This is a genomic window from Croceicoccus sp. BE223, from assembly GCF_031457155.1.
Lineage (GTDB): Bacteria > Pseudomonadota > Alphaproteobacteria > Sphingomonadales > Sphingomonadaceae > Croceicoccus.
In genome coordinates, this window is record NZ_JAVDWB010000008.1 from 90,001 (window position 1) to 106,533 (window position 16,533).

At 68.0% G+C, this 16,533-nt stretch carries 21 protein-coding genes (1 of these 21 only partly in view); 11 read left to right on the forward strand and 10 right to left on the reverse strand.

What is annotated here, in order from left to right; translation table 11 throughout:
* The 3 genes from J2X37_RS14930 to J2X37_RS14940 form a co-directional block, all read left to right on the forward strand.
* Positions 1 to 181, forward strand: the end of a protein-coding gene (locus J2X37_RS14930; protein ID WP_310022772.1) for an aspartyl protease family protein. 737 nt of this gene lie to the left of the window's left edge; only the last 181 of its 918 coding nucleotides appear in the window; its start codon lies off the left edge, out of view; its stop codon occupies positions 179 to 181.
* Positions 182 to 249: 68 nt separating this feature from the next.
* Positions 250 to 2,079 carry an ABC transporter ATP-binding protein/permease gene (locus tag J2X37_RS14935; RefSeq protein ID WP_310022774.1) on the forward strand — a complete coding sequence of 610 codons (1,830 nt, stop codon included), beginning with the start codon at positions 250 to 252 and terminating at the stop codon, positions 2,077 to 2,079.
* Between the two features lie 91 nt (positions 2,080 to 2,170).
* Positions 2,171 to 2,659 (forward strand): hypothetical protein, encoded by a 489-nt coding sequence (locus J2X37_RS14940; RefSeq protein ID WP_310022775.1) that lies wholly within the window; start codon positions 2,171 to 2,173, stop codon positions 2,657 to 2,659.
* Between the two features lie 6 nt (positions 2,660 to 2,665).
* Here the strand turns inward: J2X37_RS14940 and hslU are convergent, their stop codons facing one another.
* Genes hslU through J2X37_RS14955 form a run of 3 tightly spaced genes read right to left on the reverse strand, consistent with a single transcriptional unit; the run spans position 2,666 to position 5,112 of the window.
* Positions 2,666 to 3,967 (reverse strand): ATP-dependent protease ATPase subunit HslU, encoded by a 1,302-nt coding sequence (gene hslU / locus J2X37_RS14945; RefSeq protein ID WP_310022778.1) that lies wholly within the window; start codon positions 3,965 to 3,967, stop codon positions 2,666 to 2,668.
* A gap of 20 nt (positions 3,968 to 3,987) precedes the next feature.
* Positions 3,988 to 4,560, reverse strand: coding sequence for an ATP-dependent protease subunit HslV (gene hslV, locus J2X37_RS14950; RefSeq protein ID WP_310022780.1), 573 nt, complete (start codon positions 4,558 to 4,560; stop codon positions 3,988 to 3,990).
* Between the two features lie 57 nt (positions 4,561 to 4,617).
* Positions 4,618 to 5,112, reverse strand: a complete 495-nt coding sequence (locus tag J2X37_RS14955) for an outer membrane protein assembly factor BamE (RefSeq protein ID WP_310022782.1) — start codon at positions 5,110 to 5,112, stop codon at positions 4,618 to 4,620.
* Positions 5,113 to 5,369: 257 nt separating this feature from the next.
* Here J2X37_RS14955 and J2X37_RS14960 point away from each other — a divergent pair, with 257 nt between their 5' ends.
* Entirely contained in the window at positions 5,370 to 5,882 is a 513-nt protein-coding gene (locus J2X37_RS14960) for a ubiquinol-cytochrome C chaperone family protein (protein WP_310022784.1), read from the forward strand.
* Entirely contained in the window at positions 5,879 to 6,388 is a 510-nt protein-coding gene (locus J2X37_RS14965; protein WP_310022787.1) for a DUF177 domain-containing protein, read from the forward strand. Before J2X37_RS14960 ends, J2X37_RS14965 begins: the two co-directional genes overlap by 4 nt.
* A 73-nt stretch (positions 6,389 to 6,461) precedes the next feature.
* On the opposite strand, the gene ssb is transcribed toward J2X37_RS14965, so the two are convergent.
* From ssb to J2X37_RS14990, 5 genes are all read right to left on the reverse strand, one after another.
* Positions 6,462 to 7,019: a single-stranded DNA-binding protein gene (gene ssb, locus J2X37_RS14970; protein WP_310022789.1), complete on the reverse strand. Its 558-nt coding sequence runs from the start codon at positions 7,017 to 7,019 to the stop codon at positions 6,462 to 6,464.
* 127 nt (positions 7,020 to 7,146) lie between these two features.
* Positions 7,147 to 8,997 carry a ferrous iron transporter B gene (locus J2X37_RS14975; protein WP_310022791.1) on the reverse strand — a complete coding sequence of 617 codons (1,851 nt, stop codon included), beginning with the start codon at positions 8,995 to 8,997 and terminating at the stop codon, positions 7,147 to 7,149.
* Positions 8,994 to 9,302 (reverse strand): FeoA family protein, encoded by a 309-nt coding sequence (locus tag J2X37_RS14980; RefSeq protein ID WP_310022793.1) that lies wholly within the window; start codon positions 9,300 to 9,302, stop codon positions 8,994 to 8,996. The genes J2X37_RS14975 and J2X37_RS14980 overlap by 4 nt, the downstream gene beginning before the upstream one ends.
* 79 nt (positions 9,303 to 9,381) lie before the next feature.
* Complete coding sequence (locus tag J2X37_RS14985; protein ID WP_310022795.1) at positions 9,382 to 10,044, reverse strand: COQ9 family protein; 663 nt, start codon at positions 10,042 to 10,044, stop codon at positions 9,382 to 9,384.
* 7 nt (positions 10,045 to 10,051) lie between these two features.
* The gene (locus J2X37_RS14990; protein ID WP_310022798.1) at positions 10,052 to 10,636 is read right to left on the reverse strand and encodes an ankyrin repeat domain-containing protein; all 585 of its coding nucleotides are present in this window, start codon (positions 10,634 to 10,636) and stop codon (positions 10,052 to 10,054) included.
* A 134-nt stretch (positions 10,637 to 10,770) separates the two neighbouring features.
* Between J2X37_RS14990 and J2X37_RS14995 the strand changes: the two genes are divergently transcribed.
* The 6 genes from J2X37_RS14995 to J2X37_RS15020 are packed head-to-tail and all read left to right on the forward strand — an operon-like array spanning position 10,771 to position 14,846.
* Positions 10,771 to 11,400 (forward strand): SCO family protein, encoded by a 630-nt coding sequence (locus J2X37_RS14995; protein WP_310022800.1) that lies wholly within the window; start codon positions 10,771 to 10,773, stop codon positions 11,398 to 11,400.
* Positions 11,388 to 11,909 (forward strand): YcgN family cysteine cluster protein, encoded by a 522-nt coding sequence (locus tag J2X37_RS15000; protein WP_310022802.1) that lies wholly within the window; start codon positions 11,388 to 11,390, stop codon positions 11,907 to 11,909. Before J2X37_RS14995 ends, J2X37_RS15000 begins: the two co-directional genes overlap by 13 nt.
* Complete coding sequence (locus J2X37_RS15005; RefSeq protein ID WP_310022803.1) at positions 11,906 to 12,667, forward strand: SprT family zinc-dependent metalloprotease; 762 nt, start codon at positions 11,906 to 11,908, stop codon at positions 12,665 to 12,667. Before J2X37_RS15000 ends, J2X37_RS15005 begins: the two co-directional genes overlap by 4 nt.
* Before the next feature lie 53 nt (positions 12,668 to 12,720).
* Positions 12,721 to 13,191 carry a hypothetical protein gene (locus J2X37_RS15010; RefSeq protein ID WP_310022805.1) on the forward strand — a complete coding sequence of 157 codons (471 nt, stop codon included), beginning with the start codon at positions 12,721 to 12,723 and terminating at the stop codon, positions 13,189 to 13,191.
* A gap of 28 nt (positions 13,192 to 13,219) precedes the next feature.
* Positions 13,220 to 14,212: a bifunctional diaminohydroxyphosphoribosylaminopyrimidine deaminase/5-amino-6-(5-phosphoribosylamino)uracil reductase RibD gene (ribD, locus tag J2X37_RS15015; RefSeq protein WP_310022807.1), complete on the forward strand. Its 993-nt coding sequence runs from the start codon at positions 13,220 to 13,222 to the stop codon at positions 14,210 to 14,212.
* Between the two features lie 10 nt (positions 14,213 to 14,222).
* A complete protein-coding gene (locus tag J2X37_RS15020; protein ID WP_310022809.1) occupies positions 14,223 to 14,846 on the forward strand; it encodes a riboflavin synthase in 624 nt (207 codons plus the stop codon).
* Here J2X37_RS15020 and J2X37_RS15025 read toward each other — a convergent pair.
* Both J2X37_RS15025 and J2X37_RS15030 read right to left on the reverse strand, forming a co-directional pair.
* On the reverse strand, positions 14,843 to 15,352 hold the full coding sequence (locus J2X37_RS15025) for a GNAT family N-acetyltransferase (protein WP_310022811.1): 510 nt from the start codon (positions 15,350 to 15,352) through the stop codon (positions 14,843 to 14,845). The genes J2X37_RS15020 and J2X37_RS15025 overlap by 4 nt on opposite strands.
* A gap of 7 nt (positions 15,353 to 15,359) precedes the next feature.
* Entirely contained in the window at positions 15,360 to 16,532 is a 1,173-nt protein-coding gene (locus J2X37_RS15030; RefSeq protein WP_310022813.1) for an aromatic amino acid transaminase, read from the reverse strand.
* Position 16,533 lies beyond the last annotated feature (1 nt).

Consider the following 16,533-nt stretch of genomic DNA (forward strand, 5'->3'; position numbering starts at 1 on the left):
TCGGCTGCGCCTCATCAAGCCGCTGGTCGCCTTTGTCGATTCGCCCGTATTCGAGCGGCTCGGCATGGTCGATCGGCCCGCCATCCTGCTCGGCATGAACCACTTGCGGATGTTCCGATCCGTCGCCGTCGATTTCCGGAGGAGGCAGATCGCGTTCGATCTCCACCGCAAGGGCGGCTGAAGCCGTTATTACCGCGATGACCCGCCGCGGCACTGGCGTCGCGGGCCGCTACGCCTAAGTATAGGCCCATGCCGCCAGACCACGCCACCTCGCAGACCTCGGGAACCACCGCCGACTGGCGCGTACTGAAGCGGTTTCTTCCCTATCTCTGGCCACGCGACAATGCCTCGCTGCGACGCCGGATCGTGATGGCGATGCTGCTGGTTCTGGCGGCCCAGGCCGTGACGCTGGTGCTGCCGTTCGCCTACAAGCTGGCGATCGACCGGATGAGCACGCCCAGCCGCGACGCCGCGGTGGCGGCAATGGCGCTGGTCGTCGCCTACGCCGCGGGTCGGTTCACCAGCGTCCTGTTCAACAACCTGCGCAACATCGTGTTCGAGAGGGTCGGGCAGGACGCGACGCAGAAACTGGCCGAAGACGTATTCGCCCGGCTGCACCGGCTCTCGCTGCGCTTTCACCTGTCGCGCCGCACCGGCGAAGTGACCAAGACCATCGAGCGCGGGACCAAGAGCATCGACACGATGCTCTACTTCCTGCTGTTCAACGTCGCCCCCACCGCGATCGAACTGATCGTCGTGGCGGCCATCTTCTACGTCAACTTCGGCTGGCCGCTGGTGGCGGCGACCGCCGTGACGGTGCTCGCCTATGTTTTCGTCACCCGCTGGATTACCGAATGGCGCACCGCGCTGCGTGCCCGGATGAACGATCTCGACGGGCAGGCGATGTCCCGCGCCGTCGATTCCTTGCTGAATTACGAGACGGTGAAATACTTCGGCGCCGAAAGCCGCGAAGAGGAGCGCTACGCCCGCGCCACGCGCGCCTATGCCAATGCCGCGGTCAAGAGCGAGAACTCGCTCGGCCTGCTCAACATCGCGCAGGCCGTCATCATGAACCTGCTGATGGGCGGGGCGATGGCCTACACCGTCTGGGGGTGGAGCCAGGGCCGGCTGACGACCGGCGACCTCGTGCTGGTGCAGACCTACCTGACGCAGCTGTTTCGCCCGCTCGACATGCTGGGCATGGTCTATCGCACGATCCACCAGGGCCTGATCGACATGGCCGCGATGTTCCGGCTGATCGACACGCCGGTGGAAGTGGCCGACGCGCCCGGCGCCCCCGCGCTCGACATGCGGCGCGCGACCGTCGTGTTCGACAAGGTGCGGTTCGGATACGAACCCGACCGGGAAATTCTCCACGGCCTGACCTTTGCGGTGGAGGCGGGCGAGCGGGTCGCCATCGTCGGGCCTTCGGGTGCGGGCAAGTCGACCATCGCGCGGCTCATGTTCCGCTTCTACGATCCGCAGGCGGGGCGCATCCTGATTTCAGGGTCTGACATCCGCACCGTCACGCAGGATTCGCTGCGCCGCCACATCGGCGTGGTGCCGCAGGATTCGGTGCTGTTCAACGACACCATCGGCTACAACATCGCCTATGGCCGCCCGAGCGACGCCGGGCCGGCCAGCCGCGCCGAAATCGAGTCGGCGGCACGCGGTGCGGCCATCGCCGACTTCATCGAACGGCTGCCGCAAGGCTACGAGACGGAAGTCGGCGAGCGCGGGCTGAAACTGTCGGGGGGCGAGAAGCAGCGGGTTGCGATCGCGCGCACCTTGCTCAAGAACCCCGAGATTATCCTCTTCGACGAGGCGACGAGCGCGCTCGACACCCGGACCGAGCAGGACATCCTGTCGACCATGCGCGCCGTGGCAAAGGACCGGACGACCCTGACCATCGCGCACCGCCTCTCGACGGTGGTGGACGCGGACCGGATCCTCGTGCTCGACCAGGGCCGTCTCGCCGAAAGCGGCAGCCACGGCGAACTGCTGCGCCGCGGCGGGCTTTATGCCGAGATGTGGGCCCGGCAGGCAAACGAGGCGGAAATGGACGCTGCGGCCGAGTAGAGCTTCCGACAGACCGCATTGCCTGGTTGCCTGTCTGCCGAATTGCGCTCAGTCTGACCGTCGATTCTGACTGCCGGGGATCGAGGCGGGGATGAGATTTCTTGCGATTGCCTTGCTTGCCGCCGTCCCGGCGCAGGCCCATGCGGGGACGCACCCCGAAGAGGTCGAGCGCACGCTCGCTTTCCTGGAGGAAGACTGGACGATCGGCGGGCTTGAACAAAGCTACCGCGAGACTTGCGCCTGGTGGGGAGACCGCAGTTTCCTCATCTGCGAAACGACCGACGCGACAGAGGGCGACCCAGTTCGCAGCGTCAGCATCTTCGGCTGGTCAGCCGCCGAGCGCCATTACACCTATTTCAATTACGGCCAGAACGGACGGAGCCGGTCCGAGACCTGCTTCGCCGATCAGCCTGCCGGTCTCGTTTGCCTCGGCCAAAGGAAGACCGAACGTGGCGAGGCCCGCAGCCGATCGCGAATCCGGCCCGTCGATGGCGGAGCGGTCTTTACGGCAGAGATATCGGTAAACGGTGCGGACTGGCAGGAAACCGTCAGGCTGAAATACGTGCCTCGCGCCAGATAGCGGCGTTCAGAGAATGTACTTCGACAGGTCCGCGTCGCCGGCAAGCCGGCCCAGCTTGCCGCGCACGTAATCGCGGTCGATCACCACGGTCGTGCCCTTGCGATCCTCGGCATCGAAGCTGACTTCCTCCAGCAGCTTTTCCATCACCGTCTGCAGGCGGCGGGCGCCGATGTTCTCGACGCTTTCGTTCACCTGCGCTGCCGTGGCGGCGATCTCGCGGATCGCCTCTTCGTGGAAATCGAGCGTGACCTCCTCGGTCGCGATAAGCGCCTTGTACTGCTCGACCAGGTTGGCGCGGGTTTCAGAAAGGATCCGCACGAAATCGTCTTCGGTGAGCGCGGTCAGCTCGACCCGGATCGGCAGGCGGCCTTGCAGTTCGGGCAGCATGTCGCTGGGCTTGGAGACATGGAACGCGCCCGATGCGATGAACAGCACGTGGTCCGTCTTCATCGGCCCGTACTTGGTGGCAACGGTGGTCCCCTCGATCAGCGGCAGCAGGTCGCGCTGCACGCCTTCGCGGGAAACGGAGCCACCGCGCACGTCGCTGACCGCGATCTTGTCGATCTCATCAAGGAAGACGATGCCGTTGGTCTCGGCATTCTGCAGCGCGACGCGGGCGACATCGTCCTGGTCCATGCGCTTTTCGGACTCCTCGTCGACCAGCTTGTCCCAGGCCTGCGCCACGGTCAGCTTGCGCCGCTTCATCCGCTGCCCGCCGAACGCCTTGCCCATCATGTCGGACAGGTTGATCATGCCCACGTTGCCGCCCATGCCGGGCACCTCCATGTTCATCGCCGGTGCGTCCTCCACCTCGATCTCGATTTCCTTGTCGTTGAGATGGTTGTCGACGACCCGCTGGCGAAAGCTTTCACGCGTCGCCTCGCTGGCCGATTCGCCGACGAGGGCGTCGAGCAGGCGCTTCATCGCGGCGGCGCTGGCGGCTTCGCGCACGGCTTCGCGGCGACGGTCCTTTTCCAGCCGGATCGCCTCTTCGGCAAGATCGCGGGCAATCTGCTCGACGTCGCGGCCGACATAGCCGACTTCGGTGAACTTGGTCGCCTCCACCTTGACGAACGGCGCGTCGGCCAGTTTCGCCAGGCGGCGGCTGATCTCGGTCTTGCCGCAGCCGGTGGGGCCGATCATCAGGATGTTCTTGGGCGTCACCTCGTCGCGCAGCTCGGCCTTCAGCCGCTGGCGGCGCCAGCGGTTGCGAAGGGCCACGGCGACTGCGCGCTTGGCGTCGTTCTGGCCGACGATGTGCTCGTCGAGGGCGGCGACGATCGCCTTGGGGGTCAGGTTCGAATTCATGAAGGGTATCCCGGGGAGGCTCAGACGGTTTCGAGCGTCACGTTGTCGTTGGTGAAGACGCAGATGTCGGCGGCGACCTTCATCGCCTTGCGCGCGATCACTTCGGCGTCGCTTTCGTATTCGACCAGCGCGCGTGCCGCCGAAAGGGCGTAGTTCCCGCCCGAACCGATCGCGGTGACCAACGCACCTTCCCTCGCCTCCGGCTCCAGCACGTCGCCGTTGCCGGTGATGACCAGCAGCACGTCGGCGTCGGCGACGATCATCAGCGCCTCGAGGTTGCGCAGGTACTTGTCGGTGCGCCAGTCCTTGGCCAGTTCGACCGCAGCGCGCATGAGCTGGCCGCGATACTGCTCCAGCTTGCGTTCCAGCCGGTCGAAGAGGGTGAAGGCATCGGCCGTGGCACCGGCGAACCCGGCGACGACCTTGCCGCCTTCGCCGATGCGGCGAACCTTGCGGGCGTTGGGCTTCATCACCGTGTTGCCCATGGAAACCTGGCCATCGCCGGCGACGACGGTCTTCCCGTTCGCCTTCACGCCGATGATGGTGGTGCCGTGCCACGGGGTAAGGCCGTGGGCCTGATTGTGTGCGTCCATGGCCCGCGATATGGGATCGCGGGCGGGCGGTTCAATGACGAACCGATCCCTTCGCGATCAGCTGCCGTTCGGGCCGCCCACGGGCGCCTGGCCCGCCGCGCCGACCGCGCCGATATTGCCGAACAGGTCCTGCAGGAAGCCGCGATGACGGCCCAGTGTCGGCGTCTTGTCGCCTTCGGGATTGATGTCGCGCACGTCGTCCATCCCGGCATAGGTCACCGAAGAGACGGTGCCGCTGGGGTCGAAGGCGACCTTGATGACCTGGTGCGCGGCAATGTCCGGCTGGCCGAACACGCGCTGTTCGGTGGTGCTGGCGACATAGTAGTACACCGGCGGGCCGAACTGGCTGACGAAGCTCGGCTGGCCCATCGTGCCCCTCACCGATTCCCGGTTGTCGAGACCCGGCTGGATCGAGCCGGTCAGCACCGGGTCCGCGATATAGCCGCGCCGGTCCTTGATCGAGGTGCAGCCGCCCAGCAGCGCGGGCAACGCCAGCGCAGCGGCCGAAAGCTTCAGCATCGTCGAAACCCGGACTGCGGAATTGTGGGCCATCTTGAACCTATGCGCCTTTCGCCAATGCCGGACTGTGCCTATATCGCCCCGACGGGCGCGGCCGTGCCGGTTTCCAAGCCGGGCCAGCCTTAGTGGCCCGGCGCCCGCCGCACAAGGGAGCCTTGGCGCTGTCTGTCCATAAAGCGACATGCGGCCCGGCGGCATCCTCGCGTTGCGAGCGTCTTGGGCTGGCGGCGTGACCGGGCGCGGTTTAATCTGTGCTGAATGGCCCCGGGCGGGCCGGTTGGAGTGTACTAATGATCCGGATCCTCGAACGCCTTTTCGGCAACGCGCATGGCGGCGACCTCGTCGCGCTGTGGCACCGCGTGGTGGAACTGGCGCGCGAGGAGCACTGGTATGCGACGCGCGGCGTCGCCGACACGGTCGAGGGCCGCTTCGACATGGTCACCGCCGTCACCGCGCTGGTGATCATCCGGCTGGAGCGCGAAGGCCTGGTCGAGCACGCCGCGCGCCTCACCGAACTGTTCATCGACGACATGGACGGACAGCTGCGCGAGGCGGGCGTGGGCGATCTTGTCGTGGGCAAGTCGATGGGCAAGCTGGTCAGCGCGCTGGGCGGGCGCATCGGCGCCTATCGCGACGGGCTGGCGGCAGAGGGCGACGCATCGCTGGCCGAGGCCGCCGCACGCAACACGACGATGCTGGACGGCGCGGACCCGGAGCCTCTCGCGCAAGCGCTTCGCGCGCTGGCCGCCGATATCGACCGGCCTTCGCGCGAAGACCTGCTCAAGGGGAACATCGCGCGATGACGGTGGAACTGTCCGAACTGAGCCGTTGGATCGCCGTGCGCCAAAGCGAGGGCCGCCACGTCGCGGTCAGCGCCGATGCCGCGGAACGAGCGCGGCTGTCCGAACGCTTCGACATCGTGCGCGTCGATTCGCTCGATGCCGAAGTCACCCTCGGCAAGGATGGCGCGGCGATCACCGCCAACGGGACATTGCGCGCCCGCATCGTGCAGAGCTGCGCGGTTTCGGGCGAGGACCTCGAAGTCGCGATCGACGAGCCCCTTCGCCTCCGCTTCGTCCCCGAGGGCGAGGCGAGCGACGAGGAGATCGAGCTTGAGGCCGACGAACTGGACGAGATCCCGTTCACCGGCGACCGGTTCGACCTCGGCGAGGCCATCGCGCAGAGCCTGGCGCTGGCGATCGATCCGTTCCTGACCGGCCCGGAGGCGGAGCGGGTGCGCCGCGAAGTCGGGCTTGCCGAGCCGGAGCGGGAAAATCCCTTCGCCGCGCTCAAGGGCCTGAAGCGCTGAGCGGACAAGAAAAGGCCGCCCCGTCGTGACGAGAGGGCGGCGTCGGGTAATCCGGATAATCGGCGACGACCGATCAGAACGGGATGTCGTCGTCCAGGTCGTCGTAGCCGCCGCCCGAGCTTCCGCCCGAACCGCCACCGCCCTGGTTCCAGCCGCCCGCGCCCCCGGCCGCGCCGGCGCTGCCGCCGCCCTGGTTCCAGCCGCCCGAGCCGCCGCCCGAGCCACCGGAAGCGCCGCCGCCCCAGTCGCCGCCGCCACGGCTGCCGCCGGAGCCGCCCTGCGCGCCGTCGAGCATCGTCAGCGTCCCGTTCATGCCGCCGACCGAGATCTCGGTGGTGTAGCGGTCGTTACCGTTCTGGTCCTGCCACTTGCGGGTGCGCAGCTGGCCTTCGATGAAGACCTTGCTGCCCTTGCGCAGGAAGCGCTCGACGACCCCGACAAGGCCTTCGGAATTGATGACGACGGAGTGCCACTCGGTCCGCTCCTTGCGTTCGCCGGTGGCGCGGTCCTTCCAGCTTTCCGAGGTCGCGATCCGCAGGTTGGCGATGCGTCCGCCGTTCTGGAACGATTTGATTTCCGGGTCGGCGCCGAGGTTGCCGATCAGCATGACCTTGTTGAGTGAGCCCGCCATGTTCTCTCCGCTTCGTGTCGGGTGGGGGGCGGCCCGATGGCGCCCGGATGATTCTGCCCAGCGGATATAGGGTGGCCTGCCCCGGCCTGCCACAGCCGGGGTACGCCTTTGGCCGCGTTATCGACAGCTAGAGCCCGGCGGCGGTCGCGATCCAGAATGTCGCGCCGGCGGCGATGTAAGCGAGCGCGAAAAGATAGGCGAGCATGAAGGCCGGCCATTTCCAGCCGTTCGTCTCCCGCTTGGCGACCGCGATGGTCGACAGGCACTGCGGCGCGAAGACGAACCAAGCGAGGAACGACAACGCCATCGGCAAGGTCCAGTCGCGTGCGAGCTTCGGCCCCAGCGCCTCGGCCGCGGCCTCCTCGTCTTCTGCCGCCACGGCATATGTCGTCGCCAGCGAGGACACGGCCACTTCGCGCGCCGCCATCGCCGGGATCAGCGCCAGCGCCATGTCGCGGTTGAAGCCGATCGGCTCGACCACGACGGCAAGGCCATTGGCGAGCTTGCCCGCGAAAGAGGCGTCGATCTGGCTTTCGCCGGGCCGCGCCTGCGGGAACGAGAGGAGCAGCCACAAGACGACGGTGACGGTGAAGATGATCGTGCCCGCACGGCGCAGGAAGATCCACGCGCGCTGCCACAGGCCGATGGCGACATCCTTCAGAAGCGGCCACTGGTAGCGCGGCAGTTCCATGATGAAGCCCGACGCCTGCCCCTTGGTAACGCTGCGCCGAAGGACGAGCGCGACCAGCATCGCGCCGAGAATGCCGGCGACGTAGAGCGCGAAGAGCACCAGCCCCTGCAAGCCAACGCCCAGGCCGACGGTCCGCGCCGGAATGAAGGCGGCGATGATCACCGCGTAGACCGGCAGACGCGCCGAGCAGGTCATCAGCGGAGCGATCAGGATCGTGGTCAGCCGGTCCTTCGCATCGGCGATGCTGCGGGTCGCCATGATCCCGGGAATGGCGCAGGCGAAGCTGGAAAGCAGCGGAATGAAGCTGCGGCCGGAAAGCCCGACAGACGCCATCATCCGGTCCATCAGGAAGGCGGCGCGGGCCATGTAGCCGGTCGCCTCCATCACCAGGATGAAGAAGAACAGGACGACGATCTGCGGCAGGAAGACAACCACCGAGCCGACGCCGGCCAGCACGCCTTCGGTCAGCGCGTCGCGCAGCAGGCCCGCGGGCATGTTGGCCTTCACCGCATCCGACAGGGCACCGACGATGGCTTCGAGGCCATCGGCAAAGGGCGTCGCCCAGGCAAAGACCGCCTGGAAGACCACGAAGAGCATCGCGAACAGGATGACCGGCCCCGCCCAGGGATGCAGCAGCACCTTGTCCAGCCCGCGGTGCAGGCGGCGGGTCCGGGTTTCCGACAGGATAGCCGCCTTGGCCATGGCGCGGGCGCTGACCCGGCGTTCCACCATGTCGACGTGCACGGGCAGCGGCGGTTCGGAGGGATGCTTGTCGATCGTCTTGCCGAGCACCGTGGTGAGATCGATGTGCCCGCGGCGGCGGACCGCCACGGTTTCTACCACCGGCACGCCCAGCGCCTGTTCCAGCGCGCGGGCATCGATGACCAGCCCGTCGCGGGCGGCGAGGTCGACCATGTTGAGCGCCACCACCGTCGGCAGGCCCAGCGCGATCACTTCCTGCGCGAAGACGAGATGCTGTTCGAGATTGTTGGCGTCGAGCACGACGATCAGCGCATCGGGCCGCTTCTGCCCTTCCTGCCGCCCCATCACGACGTCGCGGGTCACCGCTTCGTCCGGGCTGGTCGGATCGAGCGAGTAGGAGCCGGGGAGGTCGAGCAGTTCGGCCGGTTCGCCGCTGGCAAGGATCAGACGTCCCGCCTTCCGCTCGACGGTCACGCCGGGATAGTTGGCGATCTTCTGGCGCGCGCCGGTCATCGCGTTGAACAGCGCGCTCTTGCCCGCGTTGGGATTGCCGACGAGCGCGATGGTCAGGGGGCCGCGGGTCATTGCGCGTCGCCCTGCGGCGGGATCCCGGCGGGATGGACCGCCTCGTCGCCGGCATCCTCGACCATGATCGCAAGCGCGTGTTCACGGCGCAGCGCCACCGTCATCCGGCCGACTTCGACCGCGAGCGGATCGCGTCCGGCAAAGATGCCGCGATGCGCCAGCTTGAGCACCGCGCCGACATCGACGCCGAGCGCATGCAGGCGCCGCGCCTCGCCGCTTTCCAGCTTGTCCCATGCGACGCTCGTCACGCGAACGGCGCTGCCCAGCGGCCTGTCGGCCAGATTCGTCATCGAATGCTCAACCATCGGCCGAGGCTGGTTGCACAGCCCGCGAGGTTTTGCAACTCATTCTCAATAATTCACGAAACTGGCGGCAACCCGTGCGTCAGGCCGCCGGATAGCGCAGTCGGCCCAGAAGGCGTGCGACGCTGAAATGCTCCCGCTCGCCGCCGGTGGCGCGGGCCTTCGCCTTGCCGAAGCGGGCCACGTCCTGCAGCCGCCGGTCCATGAAGGCGTAAGTCTCCGCCTGCCCAGCGCTGTCGTCGTCGACCAGCACCGCGAGGGTCGATGCGTAGACCGACGCGAGAATGGCGCGCTTGGAATAGTGATTGAAGTCGGTCGCCGTGTCGCCGGCCATGCGCCACATCAGATCGGCGCTGCGCCAGCCCAGCCGTGCGGTGCGTGGCAGGTTGGCGGGCCGGGCCATCAGGGTCAGCGCGCGGCGCAGCGATTCGCGCCGTTCCGCGAGGTGTTCGATGCGGAACACCAGCAGCGTGCGGATGCGCGCGGAAAAGCCCATCTGGGCGAGCATGTCGGCGGGTAGCGCCTCTGCCATGGCACGGTCGATCGTCGCGATCCAGGCGGCGATCATGTCCATCGCCCCACCCGGATAGACCAGTCGGGCCACCTCGGGGTCCAGCCCTTCCTGCAGCGCCGCGGCGGCAACCGCCTTTTCGGTCCAGCCGTCGAAGACGGCGGCATCGGCCACGGCCGGAGCCAGCGCCTGCGCCATCTCCTCCAGCGTCATCTCGTCATAAGCGTTCGCCATGCTGGTCCTAACGCACCGCCGGGCCGTAAGTGCCGCCATTGCCGCGCACCTTGTCGAGGTTCTCGATGAGGGTGAGCACCGGACCGCGCTGCCCGTCGATCTTGGCATAGTCGCGCGCGCTCCGGCCCGAATTGTCGGCCTTGTCGGGATTGGCGCCCTTTTCCAGCAGGACCTTGGCCATGTCCGCATCCTTCAGGTGCGTCGCCAGGATCAGCGCCGTCTCTCCGGTGGAGTTCGGCTCGTCGACATTCGCGCCCGCGTCGGCGAGGGCCTCGATCCCCTCGATGAAGCGGAGCGAGGCGGCGAGTTCCAGCGGGGTCATCCCGTCGTTGTCGCGCACGTTGGGGTTGGCGTTGGCCTGCAGAAGGAAGCGGACCCAGACGAGATCGCGCCGCTGCACGACGACGTGCAGCGCGGTCTGCCCCGAAGAGATGTCGCGGGTGTTGACGATCGTGCTGCCCGGTTCGCCCAACGCCTTGGTGACCGCCTCGCCGTCGCGCTTCTTCACCGCCTCGATGAACTTGTAGCCATCGGAAAACTGCGCGCTGGCGGGCACAGCCGTCAGCACCGAAGCGCCCGCGGCTGCCACCATCGCCGTGCGGACACCCGCCCGCATAACCTTGCGAAACACTCGATCACCCATCATCTGTTATCCCGTGCATGCCGGAGTTTCCCCCCTGCATGCACTTGCCTTGCGCCTCTTAGCAGGACATGAACCGCGCCGCCATGCCCATGCCCCCTTTCACCGCCCCGCCGCGCCTGCTGCGCCCCGCCCTGCCCCTGCTCGCCGCGGCCCTGCTGGCGTCCTGCGGCCCACAGGCACCCGCCCAACCGGATCTTGCGACCGCGCCGCTAGCCGGGGCGACGATCGGCGGCGACTTCACGCTGACGGGCAAGGACGGCCAGCCGGTCAACTGGTCCGATTTCGCCGGGCAATGGCGCATCGTCTATTTCGGCTACACCTTCTGCCCCGACGTCTGCCCGGTCGATGCCGCGGCCATCGGCCAGGGCTTGGCCCAGTTCGAAAAGGCGCAGCCGGCGCTGGGCGCGAAAGTCACGCCGATCTTCATCACCGTCGATCCCGAACGCGACACGGCTGCCGTCGTCGGCGAATTCGCCGCCAATTTCCATCCGCGCATGGTCGGCCTCACCGGTACGCCCGATGCGATTGCGGCGACCGCGCGCAAGTTCGCGGTCTGGTCGGAAAAGGGCGAACCCACAGCCGAGGGCGGCTACCTCGTCAATCACACCAACCAGACCGTGCTCTTCACCCCCGAAGGCCAGCCGGTCGCGCTGCTGCCCACCGACAAGGGCGGCAAGGCCGTGGCCGACGAAATCGCGCGATGGGTGCGATAGGCGAAAGTCGCCCCTTCTGGGAAAAGCCGCTGTCGGACCTGACCGACGGCGAATGGGAAGCGTTGTGCGACGGGTGCGGGCAGTGCTGCCTGCACAAGCTGGAAGACGCCGATACCGGCGCGATCTACGAAACAAACGTCGCCTGCACCTTGCTGGACATATCGACAGCGCGCTGCATGGATTATCCCAACCGCAAGGCGAAGGTCCCCGACTGCCTGCAACTGACGCGCGAGGCCGCAGGCACGCTCCCCTGGCTGCCCGCGACCTGCGCCTATCGCCTGCGCGCCGAAGGTGAGCCGCTGCCCCACTGGCACCACCTGCTGACCGGATCCTACGACGCGGTGCGCGCGGCGGGCGTTTCGGTGGCGGGGCGGGTCATCTCCGAAGACGACGCCGGGCCGATCGAGGAACACGTCGTGATCGACGGCTATGAACTGCGCGCGTGGCCCGAAGAGGATGACGCCAACGATGAGGCCGACGATGAGGCCGTCGAAGGTTCGGGGCGGTGAACCGCGCGCAGCGCGGGCTCGAGGCCTTCCTTAGGCGCAAGGCCGCGCCGCCCACCGAACATGTCGAGATGCTGGCCCTGCCCGATGGCGGCGAGAAGGTGCTGCGCATTCGCCGCCATGCCGGTGCCCGCCGCCTCACCCTCCGCCTGGCGCCCGACGGCGGCGAGGTGCGCGTGACAATCCCGCGCTGGGCCCCGTTCAGCGAAGGACGCGACTTCGCCCTGTCCCGCCGCGAATGGCTGGCTGCGCAGCTGGCTAAAATACCGCAGACGCTGGCGATCGGCACCGGCTCTCTCGTCCCGTATCGCGGCCGCGACCTCGTCGTCGCCTGGGAACACCGCCTGCCCCGCCGCCCCGCGCTGGTCGGCGAACGGCTGCAATTGGGCGGGCCGGAGGATGGCATCGCGGGCCGGGTTCGTCGCTGGCTGGAGAGCGAGGCGCTCGGCCTGATGCAGGGCGATCTTGCCTTCTACTGCGCGGCGGCCGATCTCGACACGCCGCTACTGAGGCTGAGCCGCGCCCAAAGGCGCTGGGGTTCGTGTTCCAGCCAGGGGACGGTGCGGATCAACTGGCGGCTGGTCATGGCCCCGGACATGGTGCGCCGCTCGGTGGTCGCGCACGAAGTCGCCCATCTCGTCCATTTCGACCATTCGCCTCGCTTCCATGCCTTCCTCGGCGCGATCTACGATGGCGACATCGCCCATGCCGACGCCTGGCTGAAGCGGCATGGCCGCTCGCTTCATGTGCCGTTCGGGTGAACGCGGCTAATGAGTGGCGCAATCAGCCGCAAATCCCTATTGAAGTCCAAGCCATGGCCAGCACGACCGCACTCTCCCGCTTTCTGACGATCATCAATCCGGTCCGCGCGATCCGCGATTTTCGCGGTGTCTGGATGCAGGAGAACCCCTATCGCTGGCGCTTCGCGCTCGTCGCGGCGGTGGCGACGGGCTCGATCTTCTGGACGATGATGGGCGAGGAGCATCGCATCGAACCGCGCCCGCCCGAGATCACCTGGATCACCACGTTCAAGCCCGGCCGCACCGATGCCGAGATCATGGCCAGCAACATAGCCAACCAGCGCGAGCAGGAACGGCTGAAGGCCGAGCAGGCCGCGCGCGAGGCCAAGGCCCGCGAAGTCTACGAAGCGGTCGGTCGCGCGTCGGGCATGGATGTCGATGCGATCAAGGCCGAGGGCGAGGCCGAGCGCGCCGCCCGGGCCAAGGCCGAGGAGGCCCGCCGGCAGGAATTGATCGCCGAGATCAAGGCGCGCCAAGGCGAATGACGGCCTCGCGATTGACGGGGCAGCGCTGATGGCTGTCGGGGCGAGAAGGGGGCCGAGCGACGCCGACCGCCGCTGGCTGGCAGCGGCCGCACGCCTCGCCGAACGCGCCCGCCCTCGCTCCACCCCCAACCCCGCGGTTGGCTGCATCCTCGTGAAGGACGGTCGCGTCGTCGCGCGCGGCTGGACGCAGCCCGGCGGTCGCCCCCATGCCGAGGCGATGGCGCTGGCCGCAGCGGGCGAAGCCGCGCGCGGAGCGACCGCCTACGTTACGCTTGAACCTTGTGCCCACGACAGCACGCGGGGCCCCTGTTGCGCGGGGTCGCTGGTGGCAGCAGGAGTCGCGCGCGTCGTCGTCGGCTGCCCCGATCCCGACCCGCGGACGGCGGGCGCGGGCCATGCCATGCTTTGCAAAAGCGGCGTGGAGGTGGTCGAGGCCGACTGCCCGGCCAGTCGCACCTCGCTCGCCGGATATCTGGCCCGCGCGGCGCTGAACCGCCCGTTCGTGACGCTGAAGCTCGCGCTGTCGCTCGACGGCTGCATCGCGACGGCGGCGGGCGAAAGCCGGTGGATCACCGGAGAGACCGCCCGGGCGCACGGGCACCTCGAACGCGCGCGGCATGACGCGATCCTCGTCGGCGGCGGCACCTTGCGCGCCGATGCGCCACGCCTCGACGTGCGACTGCCGGGTCTCGATGATCGGAAGCCGAATCGCTGGGTGCTGTCACGCGGCACCGCACCTGTCGGCTGGCAGGTGCTGACCGGTCCGTCGGACCTGTCGCCGCTGGCGCCCGCGCAATACCTGTTCGTGGAGGGCGGGGCCGGGGCGGCTGCGGCCTTCCTCGCCGCCGATGCGGTCGACCGGCTGCTCGTCTATCGCGCGCCGGTCATCGTCGGCGCAGGCCTGCCGGGCATCGGCGACATCGGCCTTGCCTCGCTCGGCTCGGCCCATGGGCGCTGGCAAAGGACCGATACGCGGCGGCTGGGTGCCGACACGCTGGAAGTCTACGTCCGGACCCGCTAGCAGGACCGCCATGTTCACCGGAATCGTCACCGCCATCGGCACCGTCGCCTCCGTCGCCAGGACCGGCGACACCCGCCTCGTCATCGCGTGTCCCTTCGATCCGTCGCTGATCGCGATCGGCGCCTCGATCGCCTGTTCGGGCGTATGCCTGACGGTCGTGGAACGCGGCGGCACGGCCGGTGACGCCTGGTTCGCGGTCGATGTCAGCGACGAGACGATCAGCAAGACCGCCCCGTTGCAATGGCGCGAAGGCGCGCGGATCAATCTCGAACCCGCGCTGAAACTGGGCGACGAACTGGGCGGGCACATCGTCACCGGCCATGTCGATGCGGTGGGCCGGGTCGCGGTGCGCGAAGAACGCGGCGGCTCGATCCATCTCGAGATCGACGCCCCAAAGGACATCGCCCCCTACATTGCCACCAAGGGCTCGATCACCGTCGAAGGCGTTTCGCTGACCGTCAACGCGGTGGAAGACCTGGCCGACGGATCGGCGCGGTTTTCGCTGAACATCATTCCGCATACCGCGGAGGTGACCACGCTCGGCGCGCTGGACATCGGGGATGGCGTCAATCTCGAGATCGACGTGCTCGCCCGCTATCTTAAGCGGATGCAGGACCTGAACGACCGGGCCTAAACCGGACGTTCGATGACGTAGCGCAAGTGGCGGCCGCCGACGGCGCGGTCCTCGGCCTCTCCGCTCCAGCGCGCGCCGATCCCCTCCAGCGCGCGGCGCGAGCGCGCGTTGCCTTCGCCCACCGTGAAGAACACCCGCGCGACGTGCCGGAAGGCATGGTCGAGCATCAGCCGCTTCATCTCGCGGTTCGCACCGGTCCGCCAATGGCTGCGGGCAAGGAAGGTCCAGCCGATCTCCACCGCTCCGCCATCCGCCGGGTCGTGGTTCTGGAAGCGGCTCGACCCGATCAGCGCCCCGGTCTGCGCATCCTCCACCGCCAGCGCGCCGCCCTTGGCCAGCGCATCGTCGAAAAACGCGGCGAAGACGTCCGGCTGCCAGCGATCGTGGGCCGGGTGCTGCTGCCAGATCAGGGGATCGGCCGCGACCGTGCACAGCGCGGCGCGGTCCTCCTCGCGCAGCGGGCGAAGGCGGACCAGCGAACCGACGAGGGTCGGCTGCCGGTCCATCTTTCGATCAGGCGCTGACCGACGCCACGGCGTCGATGAACTTGTCGATGTTGCCCGTGGTCAGTCCGGCGACGTTGATGCGGCCCGAACCCGCCATGTAGACGGCGTGATCGTCGCGCAGCGCCTGGATCTGTTCGTTCGACAGCGGCAGCATGGCGAACAGCCCGCTCTGCGTGCCGTAAGGCGTCATGTCGACCGATCCGGCGGTTCCGGCGGCGGCAAGTCGGTCGCGCACCTGCCGCATGCGGGCGCGCATGTCGTCGAGCTCGCCGAGCCACTGGCGCGTCAGGTCCGCATCCTCGAGGATGATCCGCACCGCCGCCGCGCCGTGATCGGGCGGCATCGACCAGCTGGCCCGCGCCAGCGTCGCGCCGTTCGACATGATCGCCGGAAGCTGGCTCCTGTCGGCCGCCAGCACGTAGAACGCGCCGACGCGGTCGCGATAGAGACCGAAGTTCTTGTCGCAGGAATAGGCCAGCAGCGCTTCCGGCACCGTCGACATGACGAGGCGCACGCCTTGCGCATCCTCGTCCATGCCGTAGCCGAGGCCCTGGTAGGCAAGGTCGAGGATCGGCAGTAGGTCCTTGTCCCTCAGCAGCGCGGCGATTTCGCCCCACTGCTCGATCGTGTAGTCGATACCGGTCGGGTTGTGGCAGCAGCCGTGCAGCAGGATCGCGTCGGTCGGCCCCGCATCGGCGATGGCGGCGCGCAGCGCATCCATGTCGACCGAACCGTCCCTGGCGTGGTTGAAGGTGACGACCCCGAGGTCGAGGTCCTTCATGATCTGCGCGTGGTTGGGCCAGCTGGGGTTGCCCATGATGACGCGGGTGACGCCCGCCGCCTTGGCCATCGCCACGGCGACGCGCACGCCGCCGGTGCCGCCCGGGGTCTGCATCCCGTCGATCCGGTCGATCGCGGGGAAATCCTTGCCGAAGATATGGGGCTTGAGCGCGTCGACGAAGCCCATGTCGCCTTCGGGGCCAAGATAGGCCTTGGAATCCTGCGTCTCGAGCAGTTTCCGTTCCGCACCCTTTACCGCGGCGAAGACCGGCGTGGCGCCGTCCCCGGTACGATAGACGCCGACGCCGAGGTCGATCTTGTCCGCGCGTTCATCGGCCGCATAGAGCTTGATCAGCGCGAGCAGCGCGTCGGCGGGCTGGGCGGGAAGAGTGGAGAGCATG